Source organism: Bacillus sp. FSL M7-0307 (genome assembly GCF_038627835.1).
GTDB classification, from domain to species: Bacteria; Bacillota; Bacilli; order Bacillales; family Bacillaceae; genus Bacillus; species Bacillus altitudinis.
This window is the reverse complement of sequence record NZ_CP152023.1, coordinates 3214788-3231853: the sequence shown is the minus strand read 5'-3', so window position 1 is coordinate 3231853 and position 17066 is coordinate 3214788. Positions and strand designations below refer to the sequence as shown.

The 17066-nt window shown below is 41.7% G+C and carries 14 protein-coding genes; 13 read left to right on the top strand and 1 reads right to left on the bottom strand.

Going from position 1 to position 17066, the window contains the following annotated elements; all coding sequences use genetic code 11:
- The first annotated feature begins 167 nt into the window (after nt 1–167).
- Nucleotides 168–1307: a UDP-N-acetylglucosamine 2-epimerase (non-hydrolyzing) gene (wecB, locus tag MHI41_RS16585; RefSeq protein ID WP_057078981.1), complete on the top strand. Its 1140-nt coding sequence runs from the start codon at nt 168–170 to the stop codon at nt 1305–1307.
- 235 nt (nt 1308–1542) lie between these two features.
- On the opposite strand, the gene MHI41_RS16580 is transcribed toward wecB, so the two are convergent.
- A complete protein-coding gene (locus MHI41_RS16580; RefSeq protein WP_342494322.1) occupies nt 1543–2466 on the bottom strand; it encodes a LytR family transcriptional regulator in 924 nt (307 codons plus the stop codon).
- Nucleotides 2467–2648: 182 nt separating this feature from the next.
- On the opposite strand from MHI41_RS16580, the gene MHI41_RS16575 reads away from it, so the two are divergent.
- From MHI41_RS16575 to MHI41_RS16520, 12 genes are all read left to right on the top strand, one after another.
- On the top strand, nt 2649–2972 hold the full coding sequence (locus MHI41_RS16575) for a hypothetical protein (RefSeq protein WP_035701604.1): 324 nt from the start codon (nt 2649–2651) through the stop codon (nt 2970–2972).
- A 25-nt stretch (nt 2973–2997) separates the two neighbouring features.
- Nucleotides 2998–5106, top strand: coding sequence for a SpoIID/LytB domain-containing protein (locus MHI41_RS16570; RefSeq protein ID WP_008348301.1), 2109 nt, complete (start codon nt 2998–3000; stop codon nt 5104–5106).
- A gap of 22 nt (nt 5107–5128) precedes the next feature.
- Nucleotides 5129–6619 carry an N-acetylmuramoyl-L-alanine amidase gene (locus MHI41_RS16565; protein WP_008348299.1) on the top strand — a complete coding sequence of 497 codons (1491 nt, stop codon included), beginning with the start codon at nt 5129–5131 and terminating at the stop codon, nt 6617–6619.
- A 132-nt stretch (nt 6620–6751) separates the two neighbouring features.
- Nucleotides 6752–8242, top strand: a complete 1491-nt coding sequence (locus MHI41_RS16560; protein ID WP_342494321.1) for an N-acetylmuramoyl-L-alanine amidase — start codon at nt 6752–6754, stop codon at nt 8240–8242.
- Nucleotides 8243–8377: 135 nt separating this feature from the next.
- Nucleotides 8378–8956: a hypothetical protein gene (locus MHI41_RS16555; RefSeq protein ID WP_223255607.1), complete on the top strand. Its 579-nt coding sequence runs from the start codon at nt 8378–8380 to the stop codon at nt 8954–8956.
- Between the two features lie 197 nt (nt 8957–9153).
- Nucleotides 9154–9813 carry an exopolysaccharide biosynthesis polyprenyl glycosylphosphotransferase gene (locus MHI41_RS16550; RefSeq protein ID WP_008348294.1) on the top strand — a complete coding sequence of 220 codons (660 nt, stop codon included), beginning with the start codon at nt 9154–9156 and terminating at the stop codon, nt 9811–9813.
- Between the two features lie 18 nt (nt 9814–9831).
- Nucleotides 9832–11283 carry an MOP flippase family protein gene (locus tag MHI41_RS16545; RefSeq protein WP_281215513.1) on the top strand — a complete coding sequence of 484 codons (1452 nt, stop codon included), beginning with the start codon at nt 9832–9834 and terminating at the stop codon, nt 11281–11283.
- Nucleotides 11280–12464 (top strand): glycosyltransferase, encoded by a 1185-nt coding sequence (locus MHI41_RS16540; protein ID WP_335372546.1) that lies wholly within the window; start codon nt 11280–11282, stop codon nt 12462–12464. Before MHI41_RS16545 ends, MHI41_RS16540 begins: the two co-directional genes overlap by 4 nt.
- 75 nt (nt 12465–12539) lie before the next feature.
- The gene (locus tag MHI41_RS16535; RefSeq protein ID WP_342494320.1) at nt 12540–13877 is read left to right on the top strand and encodes a UDP-glucose/GDP-mannose dehydrogenase family protein; all 1338 of its coding nucleotides are present in this window, start codon (nt 12540–12542) and stop codon (nt 13875–13877) included.
- A gap of 14 nt (nt 13878–13891) precedes the next feature.
- On the top strand, nt 13892–14821 hold the full coding sequence (locus MHI41_RS16530; RefSeq protein WP_017357857.1) for an NAD-dependent epimerase/dehydratase family protein: 930 nt from the start codon (nt 13892–13894) through the stop codon (nt 14819–14821).
- Between the two features lie 39 nt (nt 14822–14860).
- On the top strand, nt 14861–16327 hold the full coding sequence (locus tag MHI41_RS16525) for an O-antigen ligase family protein (RefSeq protein WP_342494319.1): 1467 nt from the start codon (nt 14861–14863) through the stop codon (nt 16325–16327).
- 61 nt (nt 16328–16388) lie between these two features.
- Nucleotides 16389–17066: a hypothetical protein gene (locus tag MHI41_RS16520; protein WP_272511164.1), complete on the top strand. Its 678-nt coding sequence runs from the start codon at nt 16389–16391 to the stop codon at nt 17064–17066.

Genomic DNA, 17066 nt, shown 5'->3' with positions numbered 1-17066 from the left:
GGAGTCAAACTCTATTGTGATGTTTAAAATAATTTTAAGATAAATTTGTAAACATGATTGATGTTTTGTATAGATATTTTATTAAGCTATAATGAAGTTCAATTATCAATTGTAGATAATTTTTGTATAATGGACTCATAAAATGAGAAGAAAAGAGGCATCGACTATTGAGAACATTACATGTAATGACTGTATTCGGGACGAGGCCTGAAGCGATTAAAATGGCACCCCTTGTCCTTGAGCTAAAAAAACATCCACAAATTAAATCTTCAGTTACTGTGACGGCTCAACATCGACAAATGCTTGATCAAGTGCTGAAAGCTTTTGATATTACGCCCGATCATGATTTAAATATTATGAAAGAACGTCAAACATTATCTGAAATCACATCAAATGCACTGTTGAAATTAGATCAATTATTCCAACAGGAAAAACCTGATATTGTGCTTGTACATGGAGACACAACAACAACCTTTGCAGGAAGTTTGGCTGCGTTTTATCACCAAATTTCAGTAGGTCATGTTGAAGCGGGGTTAAGAACACATAATAAATACTCACCGTTTCCAGAAGAATTGAACCGTCAAATGACAGGAAATATAGCCGATATTCATTTTGCGCCGACACATGAGGCAAAGCAGAATCTTTTAGTTGAAAATAAAAAAGAAGAGACCATCTTTGTAACAGGAAATACAGCAATTGATGCATTGCAAACAACGGTTACAGAGCAGTATCAACACCCTATTTTAGAGAAAATAGGCACAGATAAAATGATTTTGTTAACGGCTCATCGCAGAGAAAATCTCGGCCAGCCGATGAAAAACATGTTTAGAGCGATTAGACGTATTGTAGAAGAGTTTGAAGATGTTCAAGTTGTATATCCTGTTCATTTAAACCCTGCCGTACGTGATGCAGCTCAGACAGAATTCAGTGATCTCGATCGCGTACACTTAATTGAACCGCTCGAAGTCGTTGATTTCCATAATTTTGCTGCCGCTTCACATTTTATTTTAACGGATTCTGGCGGTGTACAAGAAGAAGCTCCTTCTCTAGGAAAGCCAGTATTAGTGCTCCGCGATACAACAGAACGCCCAGAAGGCGTGAAAGCTGGTACGCTGAAGCTTGCAGGTACAGATGAAGAGACCATTTACAACATGGCAAAACAGCTTCTAGTCGATCAGAAAGAGTACGACAACATGTCAAAGGCGTCTAATCCATATGGTGATGGACAAGCGTCAAAACGAATTGTCGAAGAGCTTCTCCATCGTTATGGTTTAAGTGATGAAAAACCAGCCCCATTCCAATCATAAAAAAAGAAGACTACATTTCTGTAGTCTTCTCAGCATGTAGACAAACCCTCGCATTCTTTGTCAGTCCTGCGTGCTGGTGCTCACGAATTCAAATTCGCTCCGCGTCAGTACTCGTCCTTCCTAGACTGCAAAGGTTTTCTATCACGCTGAAAAGAAGACAAAGGGCTAAAATAAAGTTCATTTTAGCCCTTTGTCAACAATCTGACACCTTTCTCTCAAAAAAGGTGTTTTTTATTTACGAAGCTTCCAAACTATCCTTCAATTCCTTCTTCACTTTCGCTAAACTGTTGTCATCAAGCTGATAGTAATAAATATTATTGATTCGTGCGCCTGTACCTTTCAGCTCGTGCTGTTTCACATTTTGTCTTGCATCACGATAATCATTCATCATCGTCCACATGTCGTCAAAGGACATATTCGTTTTCATGTTGTTTTCAACGACTTTAAACATATCGCCGAATTTCGTAATAGATGAAATGTTAGCGCCTTTTGCAATGATGCCTTCAATGACTTGACGCTGTCTTTGCTGACGGCCGAAATCACCTTTAGGATCTTGCTTTCTCATTCTTGTATAGGCAAGGGCTTGATCGCCGTTCAGGTTAATTTCTCCTGTACCAAATGAATGGCCATCATAGCTGAAAGCAAACGTGCTGTTCACCGTAATGCCGCCAAGTGTATCGACAATGTCTTTAAAACTTTCCATATTCACTTTCACAAAGTAATCCACAGGTACATCAAGCAGTTCCTCTACTGTATCTGCAACCATTTGTGTACCACCGAAAGCATAAGAGTGGTTGATTTTATCCATTGTGCCTTTTCCGACAATTTTTGTATACGTATCACGGGGGATACTCACCATTTCAGTTGTTTTCGTTTTCGGATTCACTGTCATGTATATTAATGTATCTGCACGGCCTCGGTCATTCTTTCTTTCATCGACACCCATGACTAAAATGGAGATCGGGTCTTTTTTACTTAAATCGACATCTTTGTCACGCTTATCTGACTTCTTTAAGTTCTCTTGAATGCCTGCGACAGTGGATGCGGCTGTATTCCAAAGATGATACGCGTATCCGCCAGTGGCTAATACGAATAAGCCAATAATCGATAAAACAATCCAAAGAACCTTCTTTTTCTTTCTTTTTCTCTCAGCTCTCATAATGTCCCTCACCTTTTCTATCATTCTTCCATGATTATAGGTTTACGAATCTTGATAAACAAGTTATTTTTTTACTCTGAACCTAGATATAGACGTTGTAACAAAAAAAAGGTTTCAAAAAACCTTAAATTTACCTTAAAATATTAAGTTATAAGACGATACAAAGACATGAGGTGAAAAAAATGAAGAAAATCGTCGTTTTACCGTTCTTAATACTACTACTAGGTATCGTGCTCACAGCATGTGGAACGGCTGAGCAATCCTCAGGAGAAAACAAGACAAGCAGTTCAACTCCTCAGGTGCTGGAAGAAAAAGCTGAATTTATTGGAATGGCTGATGCACATACAGTCGAAGTGAAAAAAGTGAATACGACCTTAAGCTATGAATTTACGGATAATTTTAAAGATGTATTAAATGAATTTAAACCAGGTGACAAAGTAGAAATCTCTTACTTTATCAATGACAGTGGTCAAAAAGAAATTCAGAAGATTGAAAAACAGAAGTAAAAAAAGATGGGCGGGATGAACAAAATTGAAGAAAACAGGCATTACACTTATCGTTCTCATGACACTGACACTACTAATTGCACCTTTTCAGTCTGCCATGGCCAGCTCGACAATTTCAGTAAAACTGTCTAACTATATCGGAAACAAAAACAGCATGGATTTCTCAACAACGGGGGAATACAAACTATCAGGATCAAATGTCGCTGTGACGAAAAGATACGACGGCAAAAATCGTTACGAAGTAGCCAATAGTATTGCTTCTGCAGGATGGAAAAATCCTTCAACCGTTGTGATTGTGAGCCGAGATGCTTTTGATCATGCCATTTCTGTATCGCCGTTAGCATACAAATTAGGCGCCCCAATTTTGTACACGAACATTGAAAAGCTAACGAAGACAACCGAAAATCAGTTGAAAAAGATGAATCCTGATAACATCTTAATTGTCGGGAATACGAAAAGTATTTCAACAGCTGCTGAGAAATCAATCAAAAAGTATGGAAAAGTGAGACGCATTAGTGGGAAAGACAAATTTGAAATTTCCCAAAAAATCGCCAAAGAAATGGGTAACTATAAGCAAGCAATTGTTGTCGGCGGGAACTCATTCATGAATGGGATTGCAATTGCATCCTATGCATCGAGAAAAGGATACCCAATCCTATTAACAAAAAAAGATTCCATTCCGTCTTATAAAATGCCAAGTAAAGTCATTATCATCGGCAGTACAAAAAGTACGGGACAAAAAGTAGAAAATCAAATCAAGAAAACCTCACAGGTGACACGAATCAGCGGTGCCAATCGCTACGAATTATCTGTGAATATCATTAAAAAATTAAACATTAATGCAGATAAAGTGTACTTGGCAAAAGCCTCTAGCTATATTTATGCAATGCCTTTGTCGCAATTGGCTGCAAAATCTAACAGTACCGTTGTGTATGTGAAGCCGGATTCTGTCACAGCGTCATTAAAAGCATTGCTGAAAGAAAAAGGTACATATGCTTACCATCTTGCTGGTAGCACAAGTGCGATTACAGATAGTTTAAAAAATTCTTTAGCCAAACAAGTCTATCTAAAAAAAAATCAAAACTACCAATTGAATATTTCTAACGGAAAAATTTCATTAAAAGGCATTAAGACGTATAACACATTAAGAGTTGTTCCTGAGAAATATTCAACCAAAAATGTCCTTCAAATCGCAGGGAAGCCTTACTTAGGTAACGTCAACTTTGCCATTGAATCAGGATATATCAGGCCGACTAATGAAAATATTCCATTTGAAGACTATCTAAAAGGTGTTGTGCCAAACGAAATGCCTGCAAGCTGGCATGTTGAGGCATTAAAAGCACAAGCTGTTGCCGCTAGAACGTATTCAGTGAAAAGTATTGGAAAAGTCGTACCTGATACAACAGCCTTCCAAGTATATGGAGGATATAACTGGTACACAAATTCAACAAAAGCTGTTGATGCCACAAAAGGCAAGGTTCTGAAATACAACAATCAACTTATTTCAGCCACCTATTATTCTAGTAATGGCGGATACACTGAGGCGAGTGAAGAAGTATGGGGGAATGCACTGCCATACTTAGTCGCCAAAAAAGACACAAAAGATCCTGTCAATGCGTGGACACTGAAGTTGTCTAAAAAGCAATTAGGCACTACGTTGACTGCAAGTACAGCAGCTTCTGAGTGGTCTAAGGCAAAAGAAGCCAATGCTGCCGACCTTGCTGGTCTAAAATCATGGCTGTTGAAAAATAAAGAAACAGCTGCATCTGACATGAGAATTGCATCTATTTCAAGCCTGACATTCTCAGGAAAAACAAAAGGTCAGCGTGCGAAGACCGTTTCAATCAAGCTGAATTACCATCTGAAAAACAAAACAGGTACGTATACAGTGAACAAAAGTACAACGGCAAGTATGAAAATGACAGAGTTTAGAACAGTCATGGGCGCAACAAAGGTGAAAAGTACGTTTGCGTCAGTAAAGAATAATACAAATGATTTCACGATTTCAGGAAAAGGCTATGGTCACGGCATTGGTATGAGTCAATACGGCGCCAAAGCTAGAGCTGAATCTGGAAACTCGTATTCTTCCATACTTTCGTTCTACTATCCAGGTACAAAACTAACAAACTATTAAGAATAAAAGGAGGACTTAGAAGATGCGCTCAATGATCAAAACAGCCATCCTCAGCCTCATCGCCATTTTCGTTATTGTTCCAACAGCTTCAGCAGATAACTCGGTCTCCCGAATTGATGGTGGGAGCCGGTATGCTGTAGCAGCAAACGTAGCGAAAAAAGGATGGGGAACAGCAAGTACAGTTGTTTTAGTGGGGAAAACTGCATATGCAGATGCAACAGCAGGAATTCCACTGGCACATCAAAAAAATGGACCAGTTCTTTACACAAATAGTACAAGCCTTTCTGGAGATACAAAAAAAGCCTTAACGGCTTTAAAAACGAAGACAGTTATTGTTTTAGGCAGCACATCAAGTGTGTCAAACAACGTGGTCAATCAAGTAAAGAAAATGGGCATCTCTACACAACGTATTTCAGGAAAAAACCGATATGAGCTATCGGCAAATATCGCGAAAAAAATGAAAACGCCAGCTGGCGTCGTTGTGGTTGAAGGGTCATTCTATGCACATGGAATTGCCATTGCACCTGTAGCGGCACAAAAAGGGTTCCCAATTCTATATACAGATAAAAAGGGCCTTCGTTCTGAAATCGCTTCTGTTGCAAAAGCAAGCAATGTGAAACAAACCATTGTCGTAGGCGGAGAGAATTACGTCACAAAAGCAGCTTATAATCAATTAAAATCTCCAACGCGAATCAAAGGCTCTACTCGTTATGACGTGGCTGCGAATATTGTGAAAAAATACAATATGAGCACAAATAATACCTATGTAGGAAGAGGGTTTGGCTATGCCACTTCATCTTCTGCGGCAGGAATTGCAGCAAAGCAAAACAAAGCATTGCTCCTAACGAATGAAAAGACGCTGCCAAAGGTAACAAGAGCGACGATTAGCAGCAAAAAAATCACCAAATTTACTGTCGTTGGCAGTACAAATACAGTGACACCAACTGTCGTGAATCAATTGAAAAATCCTGTCGTTGGCAAAAAAGTATTCATTGACCCAGGTCATGGCGCTCATGATTCAGGAGCGGTAGGCTACGGATTATATGAGAAGAACTTAAACTTAGATGTAGCCAAACGTCTAAATACAAAGTTAAACAACGCAGGTGCACTTGTGACGATGTCAAGAACATCAGACACATTCGACAGTCTTCAAACACGGGTGAGCAAAGGTGCGTCAGCAAATGCAGATATCTTCATCAGTGTCCATGCGAACTCAAATGATAACAGCAGTGCAAATGGAACTGAAACGTATTATGACAAAACATATGCGGCAACAAACAGCTTGAAGCTTGCGCAAAATATTCAGCCTAAAATGGTCAGTGCATTAGGCACAAGAGACCGTGGCGTGAAGACAGCTGGTTTCTATGTGATTAAATATTCTAAGATGCCAAGTGTTCTCTTAGAAACTGGTTTTGTTTCCAGTCCAGTTGATTCAAATATTTTGAAATCTGCTACTTATAAAGATCGATTAGCGTCAGGTATTTCAAGCGGTGTTTCAGGCTATTTTAGATAAGAAAACATACAGATGAGGGGTGCCTAAGATACACCTCTTAGGCTGCTCGAGAAACGACTCTCGGCAGCCTTTTTTCAAAAGTACATGAAGTGTTTCCGGGGTGAAGGGTTCAAAACCAAGGAGGTTGACTTCATGCGTTCTTATATCAAATGTTTTGTTTTGATTGTGGTTTCACTATGTTTGTATGCACCATCTGCATTTGCGCAGCACAATGTATCGAAAATTGAGGGAAGTAATCGATATGAGGTGGCAGTTAACGCTGCAAAACGAGGCTGGTCGACAGCACATACAGTTGTTTTAGTAGGCGGTGAAGCTTATGCAGATGCGCTAAGTGCTGTGCCGTATGCCTTTCAGCAAGGAGCCCCAGTGCTTTTAACGAATACTAGCAGTCTTTCAGGTGCAACTAAGTCAGGTCTTCAGCATTTGAAAACGAAGCGTGTCATCATTCTTGGCGGAACCGCAAGCATTTCTCAAAAAGTCGTAGCGCAGCTAAAAGCAATGAATCTATCCGTATCGCGAATACAAGGGAAGAATCGATATGAATTGGCGGCAAACGTTGCTAAGCAAATGAAGAGTGCTGATACAGCTGTGATTGTGAATGGTTCTGCTTATGCAGATGCTGTGGCGATTGCTCCGTATGCTGCAAAACAGGGCTTTCCTATTTTATTAACCGATGCAAAAGGGCTGCGGCAGGAAACAGCCAATCTATTAAAAAGCAAAGCGGTGAAACGGACGATTGTGATTGGCGGGGAAACAAATGTCAATCAAGCAGCCTATCAAAAGCTACCATCACCCGTGAGAATCAGCGGAGCCAATCGGTATGAAGTGGCAGCCCGAATTGCGAAAACATACCCGATGAAGACAACCCAAACGTATATGAGTAACGGCTATGCATATGCCGATGCGGCAGCTGCGGCAAGTACGGCAGCCAAGCAAGGGCAAACCCTTCTTCTTACAGACGCTCAATCAGTACCAGATGCGATTCGTCGTGTCATTGGGACTAAAAAGATTTCAACATTTACAGTGTTAGGCGGAACATCAACCATACGAACCAGTGTGATCACACAGCTGAAAAATCATGTGTTAGGTGAAACCATCTTTATTGATCCAGGTCATGGTGCGCAGGATGCTGGAGCGGTAGGAAATGGGCTGTTTGAAAAAAATGTAAATCTGGATGTCGCGTTAAAACTGCAAGCAAGGCTCAAACAAGCGGGTGCGCTGACGGTCATGTCTAGAACATCTGATACATTTGATTCCTTGCAAACGCGCGTAAGCAAAGGATCACAGGCTGGTGCGGATGTGTTCATCAGCATCCATGCCAATGCAAATGATCATAGCGGTGCAAATGGAACAGAAACGTATTATGATGCGACGTATGCTTCGGCCAATAGTTTAAAGCTGGCACAAAAGGTACAGCCCCAGATGGTGAAAGCCCTTGGCACAAGGGAGCGTGGTGTGAAAACAGCAGGGTTCTACGTGATCAAGTATTCAAAAATGCCCAGCATCTTGCTCGAAACAGGGTTCGTAACCAGTCCGATTGATGCCAGTATATTAAAATCAACGACTGCTAAGGAGAGGCTGGCTTCAGGAATCGCAGCAGGTGTATCTCAATATTTTGAATAAAATAGATCGGATGAATGATATGTCAAGTTAAAAATACATTTCATTTCAGGTTATTTTTGTTATAATCGAAACATAGAGGGTGGATTTTTCACGTATTTGCCTTCCAATGACAGCAAATCGACAAATCATGAAGAGGTGACGATCTTGAAAAAATTAATCACAATGCCGTTTTTAGTCTTACTTCTAGGTGTAATGCTCACAGCATGCGGCACATCAAATCAGTCAAACGATAACAATACGGATAACAGCAAAAAAGAAACAACTGAAGCAGCAGATCAAAAGAAAGAAAATGCAACAGATGAAAAGACGGAAGACAAGTCTGCAAGTGAAAAAGCAGATGATGAAAGCAAAGAAACAGCTGCTCAAACAGAAGACCAAGCAGGTCAATCTGATGAAGATGCAAAAGAAAGCTCAAGTAAGGAAATCACAAAAGAAGAAACGACAAATGATCAGTCAAAAGCTGAATCTAAAACAAAAAAAGAATCTACAACGAAGAAAAATGAAGTCACCAAAGAAGGCACATATGTCGGTTTGGCTGATGGACATACAATTGCTGTCAACATTGATGGAAAAGAAGTAGCCATTCAATTCGGAAATACATTTTCTAAACAAGTGAACAGCCTAAAAGAAGAATCAAAAGTGAAAGTAACTTATACAAAAGATGCAAACGGAACGCTTAGACTGAAGACGATCGAATCCGTAAAGGCAAAATAAAAAAGACACGTAGACCCGCAGAATTGCGGGTCTTTTTTACGTTTAAAAGGGCATAACTTGATATAAGGGCACATTCTTAACACACTTTTACAAGACTTAACAGCCCATTTACATTTGCTTAATGTTGCTCTGCTAAACTGACTTTCATAGAACATCTCTTTACACAACAACTACTTTGAATGGTGAGGTGCAGGTCAGTGAGCGCAGAGAAAGCGATGAACCTTTACAGAGAATATGAAGTGAGACGAAACCACTCTTTTGCTTTAACAGAACATATGGTTCGATATTTATTTGCAAAACGTTTCATAGATGTCGTGTTCTCGTTCATCGGATTGATGTTGAGTACGCCAATCATTTTACTGTTTGCCCTTTTAATCAAGCTAGAAACACCAGGGCCAGCCTTTTATATGCAGGAAAGGGTCGGAAAAGACGGTGTCTACTTTAAATTATGGAAGCTCAGATCGATGAGAACCAACGCAGAAAGCGGAGGAGCGAAATGGGCGCAAAAAAATGACCCTCGTATCACCAAAGTGGGGGCATTCATCAGAAAAACAAGAATTGATGAACTGCCGCAATTTATCAACGTGTTAAAAGGAGAAATGAGTATTGTAGGTCCACGTCCGGAAAGACCAATGTTTACTGCCGAATTTAATCGGACGATTCCAGGCTTTACAAAAAGACTGACAGTGAAGCCGGGGCTGACAGGCCTTGCTCAAGTAAATGGGGGATATGAAATGAGTCCAAGTGAAAAATTATCACACGACTTACAGTATATTCAAAACTTGACATTTTCTCTCGACACGAAGATTATGGTAAAAACGTTAAAAGTCATCGTGACTGGTGACGGAGCCAGATAAGTAAAGTAGGGAAGAGAAATGGCAAGTATGAAAAATCGCCTGCTGGGCGGAGCAAAATGGACAAGCTTGTCCGCATTGATCATTACCATCATCCAAATTGCACAGTTCGCCTTTTTAGGGAACGTAATGTCACTGAAAGAATTTGGACTCGTTGGCATGATCACAACTGTCACAATATTTACACAGATTTTACTTGATCTAGGCATCGGTGCTGCGATCATTCAAAAGGAACAAACGACGGAACGTCAATTATCTACATTATATTGGATCAACTTGCTGACGGGAATTCTCTTGTTTTGTGTATTGATCCTCGCAAGTCCCTTGATTGCCGCCTTTTATGCCAGACCTGAGCTGGAAGGCTTGCTCAAGTTATTATCAATCATGTTTCTCATTGCACCAATTGGTCAGCAATACCAATATATGATGCAGAAAGATTTAGCCTTTAAAACCTTAAGTACGATTGAGACGATAGCGACGATCATTTCGCTGATTGTTCTACTTATCCTAGCCTTTTTTATCAATCCAATTGTGGCCTATGTGGTCTCTCAAGTGCTGCTTCAATCAGGAAAAGGTCTCATGTATGCAGCGGCTTATTGGAAGAAGTGGCGCCCAGCACCCGTTTTCGCATTAGGGGAAGTGAAAGAGTTTTTCTCCTTCGGGGCTTTCCAGCTTGCGTCAAGGCTCGTCAATCGGGCAGGCTCAAATATCGACATGATTTTAATTGGACGGTTTCTTGGAGCAGAGGCATTAGGGATTTACAGCCTGGCTTATCAAATCGTCACAATCCCGGTGCTGAAAATTAACCCGATTGTGACGAGAGTGGCTTTCCCAGTTTTCGCAAAAAGTCAGCGTGATCACTCTAGGCTGCGTGAGGGCTTCCTCAGTATGACGAATATGCTCGCACTCATTAGTTTTCCACTACTCATCGGTCTTGCTGCCGTATCAGATAGCTTTATAGAAGTAGTGTTTGGAGAGAAATGGCTAGTGGCGGTCCCGGTTTTGAATATTTTGTGCATTGTCGGTCTACTCCGTGTGCTGATGAATCCAAATGGTTCCATCCTTCTTGCAAAAGGGAGAGCGGACTTAGCTTTTTATTGGGATACAGGCATGCTCATCGTATATGGATGCGCCTTATATGCAGGAGTCCATACTGGCAGTCTATTGACTGTAGCTTGGGTCTACTCAGGGGTCAGCCTGCTGAACTTCATTGTCGGCAGGTGGCTGATGGCTTACGTCATTCAGCTAGATATGAAGATGTATATAAAATCACTCGTAAAGCCTGCTGTCATGACGCTGTTAATGGCCGGCTGCGCAGTAGCTGTTCATCAAGGGATGAAGCTGACATCAGCGGATATACTGCTTCAATTACTACTGACAATTTGTTTAAGTGCGGCTTTATATAGCTTGCTGCTTGTCAAAATGTATCCGCAGGTGACAGGGAAATTATGGAGAAGAGGTCGTTCGTCATGAAGGTGCTATGGCTGACAAGTGTATATCCTAGTGAAAAACATCCAAGTGAAGGCGTCTTCCATGAAACACAAGTGCAGGAGCTGGTCAAACAAGGCGTAGAAGTGAGCGTGATTTGTCCCACCCCTGTCAATCCGCCCATCTTACGGATGCTTAAAGCTTCCTATCGTCAGAGAAAAGATCTTCCCCAGCAGGAAGTGAGGTGCGGAGTACCGGTTTACAGACCGCCTTATACAGCACTGCCTGGACAGCTAAAATGGGCTCAGCCGAGTAAACGAATCGCAGCTTCTGTCCTACGCACAATGGAGCGTTATGATCTGTCACCGGATTTCATCCATGCGCACTTTGCCATGCCGTCTGGCGGCGCAGCAGCTGTGATTCAAAAGGAAGCGAGCATCCCTTATCTTCTGACCTTACACGGCAGTGATGTGAACGTCTATCCAAACTATAGCAAAGGGGCGCTTGCAGCCTTTGAAGCAGCAGTAAAACAGGCGTCTGCTGTTCTCACAGTGAGTGAGGAGCTGGCAAAGAAAACACATGACATGACAGAGGTGGATGCACAATGTCTCCCGCTTGGAATTCCGCTCAAGTCATTTTCTAGAACACCAGGGGATCAAACAGCCATCAGAAAGCAGGTAGGTTTACCGCTTCACGACAAGCTCATCGTTTTTGTTGGCCGTTTAGTCAAAGAGAAAGGTTTGCTTGAATTAGCGGAAGCTGTCAGCGGGATGTCGGGTGTGAAAGCCGTCTTTGTCGGAAAAGGACCCCTCGAAAAGGAGCTGGCCGAACGGGCGGGAGAATCCATTCTGCTCCCGGGACAGGTGCCGAATGATCAAGTGAAAGACTATTTAATGGCAGCTGACCTGTTTGCCCTTCCATCCTACAGTGAAGGAATGCCGACTGTTGTCCTTGAGGCGCTCGCTTTAAAACTGCCTGTCATCGCAACACGGGTTGGTGGTCTCCCATCACTATTTTCTACCTATCAACATCTGCTCATTGAACCGCGTTCAACGAGTCAGCTAAAAGAAGCGATTCACGCTTATCTTTATGAAAACAGATGGAACGAGCAAGTGAAGAACGATCTTCACCACATCGTCCATACAGATTATTCATCATCACATAATGCTACGCTCCTAATTCAGCAATATGAAAAGGTGCTGAATCAATCAACATCCACCGTTTAAACAGGATGAAATGTGCAAAGACTGATAGATAAACAGTTTGGAACGACCAATATGCTTTTACTGAGAGGATGAAACATGTTGAAGAAAATTGCTGTGATTGGAACAGGATATGTCGGATTAGTATCGGGTACTTGTTTTGCTGATATCGGAAATCGCGTCATTTGTTGTGACATCGACGAATCAAAAATCAACAGCTTAAAAAGCGGTCTCGTTCCAATTTATGAACCGGGCTTAAAGGAATTGATTGAGAAGAATACAGAAGAAGGAAGATTGTGTTTTACAACCAATATTCCTGCTGCAATTCGAGAATCAGAGATTATTTATATTGCTGTAGGAACACCAATGACACCTCAGGGGGAAGCGGATTTAACATTCGTGAAAGCTGTGGCTCAAACGGTTGGGGAACACCTGAATGGCTACAAAATCATCGTGAATAAGAGCACAGTGCCAGTTGGAACAGGACGTCTTGTTCAAGCCATTGTTCAAAAGGCTTCACGCAGTAAATATCCATTTGACGTCGTCTCCAATCCAGAGTTTCTGCGGGAAGGTTCAGCTATTCAAGATACGATGAATATGGAGAGAGCGGTGATTGGCTCTACAAGCTCACATGCATCCACGATCATTAAAAAATTGCATTATCCGTTTCAAACAGAGGTGGTTGAGACCAATCTAGAAAGTGCAGAAATGATTAAGTATGCGGCAAATGCCATGCTCGCCACAAAAATCTCATTCATCAATGACATTGCGAACATTTGCGAGAGAGTTGGTGCTGATGTGGAAAAAGTCAGCGAAGGCGTTGGGTTAGACAGCCGTATCGGGCATAAATTTTTAAAAGCAGGCATTGGATTTGGCGGTTCTTGTTTCCCAAAAGATACGATGGCTCTTCTCAAAATTGCCGAAACAGCCGGCTACCGGTTCAAGCTGATCGAATCTGTCATTGAAACAAACAACCACCAAAGAGCCCATCTTGTCAGCAAACTGATGAGTGTGTTCGGTGATATTAAAGGAAAAACGATTTCCGTTTTAGGGCTCGCATTTAAACCAAATACAAACGATATGCGTTCAGCGCCAGCACTAGATATTATCCCAATGCTGAGAGAGCTCGGAGCTTTTGTCAAAGCCTATGATCCAATTGCTTATGTAGAAGCAGAAAGAGAGCTTGGCCCGCAGGCGGTCTTCAGCAATGATCTCTATGAAACAGTGAAAGATACAGATGCTTGTCTCATCTTAACGGAATGGGATGACGTACAGAAGATGGATAAGGATCAGATCAAGCAGCTACTACGTTCTCCCATTTTAATTGATGGAAGGAATTTGTTCGATCCAGCAGAAATGAAAGAGAGAGGATTTATTTACCAGTCCATCGGCCGCCCAGGCGTATGGGAAACAGAATTGGTATCGAAGGCACAATAATAGGGGGAACTTGGATGAAGAAAGTATTGGTAACTGGGGGAAGTGGATTTATAGGATCTCATACGGTAGAGGCTTTATTAGAGAAAGGTTATGAGCCCATCGTTCTTGATAACTTTTCAACTGGATCGAAGGAAAATATCGCTCATCTTTCCGTACAATGCATTGAAGCAGATGTCACAAAATCAGAAACGGTCGATTTGATCAAACACATTGCACCAGATTATATCATTCATCTTGCAGCGCAAGTGAGTGTAGCCGTTTCGGTTCAACATTTCGTCTACGACGAAGAGGTCAATATTAAAGGTTCGTTGCATGTGATCAAAGCAGCGGCTGAAGCCGGGGTGGAGAAAGTGGTGTTTGCCTCATCGGCAGCAGTCTATGGAGACCCAGTCTATCTGCCGGTCGACACAGCTCATCCACTGCAGCCTGGTTCACCTTATGGCTTGTCGAAACTGACAGTTGAACGATACTTAGAGATGGCAAAATCACTCTATGATGTGGACTATTGTATTATGCGGTACAGCAATGTATATGGTCCGCGCCAAGACGCACTTGGTGAAGGCGGTGTTGTCTCAATTTTTTCTGATAAGTTTGCAAAACATGAGGCACCTTTCATCTTCGGAAACGGGGAACAAACAAGAGATTTTATCTATGTAGGCGATCTAGCCGCAGCGAATGTTGCAGCTTTAACAGCTCAATCAAACGTTTGTTTAAATATCTCATGTGGTCATTCCATCACGGTGAATGAGCTGTTTCAAACGATGAAGCGAGTCGCGAGATCAGATCTTGAACCGATTTATAAGCCTCAGCGCGCAGGAGATATCGTGCATAGTACATTGGAAAATGAGGAAACGAAACAAGTCTTAACATGGGAGCCTGTTGTGACTTTACAAGAAGGTTTGGCTCGTACCATTTCCTACTATGAACAGGAAGTAAAGGCTTAATCCTTCAAATCGGATGGGTTGCTTAGGAGGAAAATGGGTATGAGTGTGAAACAAACAGCATGGCAAATGATAATCGCATGTATTTTATTAATAGCAGGTATAGGGCTTGTACAAATGGCATCCGCACAGCCTATCGGGTTAAAGAAGATGGTGGTCATTCCGGTTTTGCTTGTGGTGCTCATGGCGGTTGCTATATGTATGAAGCTCTACATGAATGGTGAGCACATATTCATGTCAGCCATTTACCTTTTAATTGCACTAACATTTCTCAATAACGCTTTCTTCTCTATTAGTGCCGGGTTCTTTAGTCTCTTTCTCTACCGCATCATGCTCTTGGCTGTCTTTGCTTTATTCATATGGCGGATGAGAGACAAAGGAACGTACATATCTCAGTGGCAGCAAATTCGTGTTAAAGGCATTCTTGGTTTTTTCGCTGCATGGTTTCTTTACGGACTCATCTCACTGCTTTGGGCTCATTCGGTCACAGACGGCCTGAAATATATGTCTCTTCTTGCGATGGGAATGGGTTTTGTCTTTCTTGTGGTCATGTACATTCAGCGAATGGATCAGATCGTGACTTTTTATAGTATTTGGCTAGTCATGACTGTATTTGTGATGGGAATCGGGTTCTATAATCACTTGACCTTGAATCATTTACCGAATACCTCATTGTATCTTGGACCAGCGTACAAACAGCACTATCCTACGGCTGTCTTCTTTAACCAAAATGACTTTGCGACGTTTTTATCTATTAGCTTTTTCTTATATGTGGCGTGCATGCGCCAAATGAAAAATGGTTATATCAAAGCGTTCGGATTACTAGGAGCCATCTTAGCGCTGTATCTTATTTTGTTAACAGAATCGCGCGCCAGCTTGCTTGGCATATTAGCCGGAGCGGCAATCTATGTATGGCTGCTGATGCCTCGCTTTTTAAAAAAGTGGTCCATCATGGCAGCAGGCGGGCTTGTTATCATCTGTATCGCCATTTTTTCAGCCAAAATCTATTCTGTCTTTTATGACTTGTTTCTCGCTTCTCAGGTCGCTCATTCTTTTAGCGAACCACTTCCGTCCAACATTGCCCGGGCGAATTTAATCAAAAACGCTTGGCATTTCTTTACGAATTCATACGGTTTCGGAGTCGGAGCGGGCAATGTGTCTTATTACTTAGCTCACTTTTCTATCTTTGATACAGATCAGGTCGTTGAAGTTCACAATTGGCTGCTAGAGGTGATGACGAATTTTGGGTTTGCCGTCATGCTAGGTTATATCTCAGTGTATGCCTATCTCATGTTCTCGCTGTACAAACAATACCAATTGGCTGACACGAGATCAGCCAAGATGATCATTGAAGGTCTATTTGCTGCCATGCTGAGCTTTCTCGTCTCAAGTATCAGTCCTAGTTCCGTCTCGAATTTATATTTCCACTGGGTGTTTCTAGGGCTGGTGATCGCAGCGGTCAATATCATGAAAAATAAACAGCGCTTCAAGCCGTGGGCAAACGTGTGATGCTGAGTTTGTATGGCTACACTAGTGAAAAAGCAAATACGTCAATGTTGGGAGAATGAGCATGTCTGGTTTTATGTTAAGAATAGGGAAGCGAATGAAAAAATATATCGTCTGGCTTGTGCTGCTGCCTGTCGCATTAGCTACTTTTGGTTTCTTTTTTGCCAAAGGGACAGTAGAACAGTCTAGTTACACAGCTGCTGTGACCTTAACGCTTGGGAAATATGACGACGGTGTGTATAACAATCTGTCAGAAGTGACATCTCTATTAAAAAGCGATGCATTTCTGAATCAAGCACTCCGTGATGTAAAGGAAGAAGAAAGGCAGGATGTGAAAAATCGTTTGATTCTCACTAACCAGTCCGATACACAATTGCAGTTGTCGTTTACAGATGCTGATCAAGCTCGAGCTTTGGCGGTAGTGAAACAAGTGTCAGATACATTTTTAAAGCAGGACAAAGCCTTATTTACGAAAAGACAGCAAGTCATTGAAAGAAGACTATCCGCTCTTGAAGATGAATCTGTCAGCAATGACTCCAAGGTCGATAAAGAACGATTTTTATATGAATTGGAATCGACAAAGCTCGGGATGAAGCAGGCAAAGATTGTCGATCCTGCCCAAGTGCTCGATGAAGCAGGCAAAGGCATGTCAGCGAAAAAACGAGCTCTGCTAGGACTTGTCATTGGCCTTAGCATCTCGCTTATGTTTGTGGTGTTACCTGAAGTGTTCAAAGAATCTTAA